4 protein-coding genes are annotated in these 1,564 nt (G+C 52.2%); 3 read left to right on the top strand and 1 reads right to left on the bottom strand.

The features are described from left to right. A partial coding sequence (locus B3520_RS01835) for a hypothetical protein (RefSeq protein ID WP_286875215.1) occupies positions 1–188 on the bottom strand: 188 nt, incomplete at its 3' end. 101 nt (positions 189–289) lie between these two features. Here B3520_RS01835 and rpsJ point away from each other — a divergent pair. The 3 genes from rpsJ to rplD all read left to right on the top strand — a co-directional run. Beyond that, positions 290–601: a 30S ribosomal protein S10 gene (rpsJ, locus tag B3520_RS01830; RefSeq protein ID WP_024462473.1), complete on the top strand. Its 312-nt coding sequence runs from the start codon at positions 290–292 to the stop codon at positions 599–601. 101 nt (positions 602–702) lie between these two features. After that, on the top strand, positions 703–1,347 hold the full coding sequence (gene rplC, locus B3520_RS01825; protein ID WP_024462474.1) for a 50S ribosomal protein L3: 645 nt from the start codon (positions 703–705) through the stop codon (positions 1,345–1,347). 20 nt (positions 1,348–1,367) lie between these two features. Beyond that, positions 1,368–1,564 (top strand): 50S ribosomal protein L4 (gene rplD, locus B3520_RS01820; protein WP_286875213.1); only part of this gene is annotated, 197 nt, incomplete at its 3' end.

Raw genomic sequence — 1,564 nt, 5'->3', positions numbered from 1 at the left:
TCGCTAAGATCATCGAGTAAGCGATACAGGCTCTGAAAAAGGCCCCTGCGGGGGCCTTTTTTTGTCTCCTGAGCGATTTTAGATGTTCTGTTGGAGATATAAGTCTTTGATTTTAAAAAATAATGGTGCGTTTTCCGGAATTCCGGGAATATCCTGGCATATCCCTTGACAGGGGGCTGTCCCGCCATTAGAATTGCGCCTCCATTTTGCAGGGTATCAACGAGCTCAGCTCGGACGCCATCGCCAATTTGGATAGTTCTTTAAAGTTTATTACTGGAGTTTGGTTCACATGCAGAATCAACGCATTCGGATTCGCCTGAAGGCCTTTGATCATAAGCTCATCGATGCCTCTACCCAGGAAATTGTTGAGACAGCAAAGCGCACAGGCGCACAAGTCCGTGGCCCGATTCCGCTGCCGACTCGCAAAGAGCGCTTCACTGTATTGATCTCCCCGCACGTCAACAAGGACGCGCGTGATCAGTACGAGATTCGTACACACAAGCGTTTGCTGGACATTGTTGAGCCCACTGAAAAAACCGTTGATGCCCTGATGAAGCTCGATTTGGCTGCAGGTGTAGAGGTTCAGATCAGTCTTAACTAATACAAAGTAAATGTTAATCCCGGTTTCGGCCGGGTTTGTGTAACGCTCTGAAATGGGCGGCCATAGCGGGTAAAAGCCCCGTACACTGAGAGGTTAGCAACATGACGATTGGTATTGTCGGCCGCAAGAGCGGCATGACTCGCATATTTACCGATGATGGTGTTTCCATTCCTGTTTCCGTGATTGAGGTTGCTCCCAATCGCGTCACCCAGGTGAAGAATGTAGAAACCGACGGATACTCTGCAGTGCAGGTTACCGTAGGGTCTCGTCGCGCCTCACGTGTTACCAAGCCCGCAGCGGGCCACTACGCCAAGGCGAATGCCGAAGCCGGACGTGGTTTGTGGGAATTGCGTAACGATACTCAAGAATCCTTCGAAGTTGGTGCAGAGATTACGGTTGACGCCTTTGAGGCTGGCCAAAAGATCGATGTCACCGGTTCTTCCAAAGGTAAGGGCTTTGCCGGTACCGTCAAGCGTTGGAATTTCGCCACGCAGGACGCTACCCACGGTAACTCCCTTTCTCACCGTGCCCCCGGTTCCATCGGACAATGTCAGACACCGGGTCGCGTCTTTAAGGGCAAGAAGATGTCAGGTCACATGGGTGCCGAACAGGTAACTGTTCAGAACCTGGAAGTGGTCCGCGTCGACGCTGAGCGTAATCTGCTGTTGGTCAAAGGCGCCATTCCGGGAGCTCCCGGTGGTGACGTCATTGTTCGTCCCGCAGTTAAAGCGCGCAGTAACGGTTAATTGTCCGAGGGGAAACGACCATGGAATTGAATATTGTAAAGCCCGATGGTGCCAAAGATACGCTCAACGTATCTGAGGTGGCGTTTGGCAAAGAATTTAATCAAGACCTGGTGCATCAGGCGGTAGTCGCCTACCTGGCGGGCGGCCGTCAGGGCACCAAGGCTCAGAAAACTCGCTCTGAAGTATCTGGCGGCGGTAAGAAGCCGTGGCGTCAGAA

The sequence above is a fragment of the Marinimicrobium sp. UBA4509 genome (assembly GCF_002388575.1).
GTDB classification, from domain to species: domain Bacteria; phylum Pseudomonadota; class Gammaproteobacteria; order Pseudomonadales; family Cellvibrionaceae; genus Marinimicrobium; species Marinimicrobium koreense.
The sequence above is the reverse complement of the archived record's forward strand: the minus strand, read 5'-3'. Positions and strand labels throughout refer to the sequence as shown.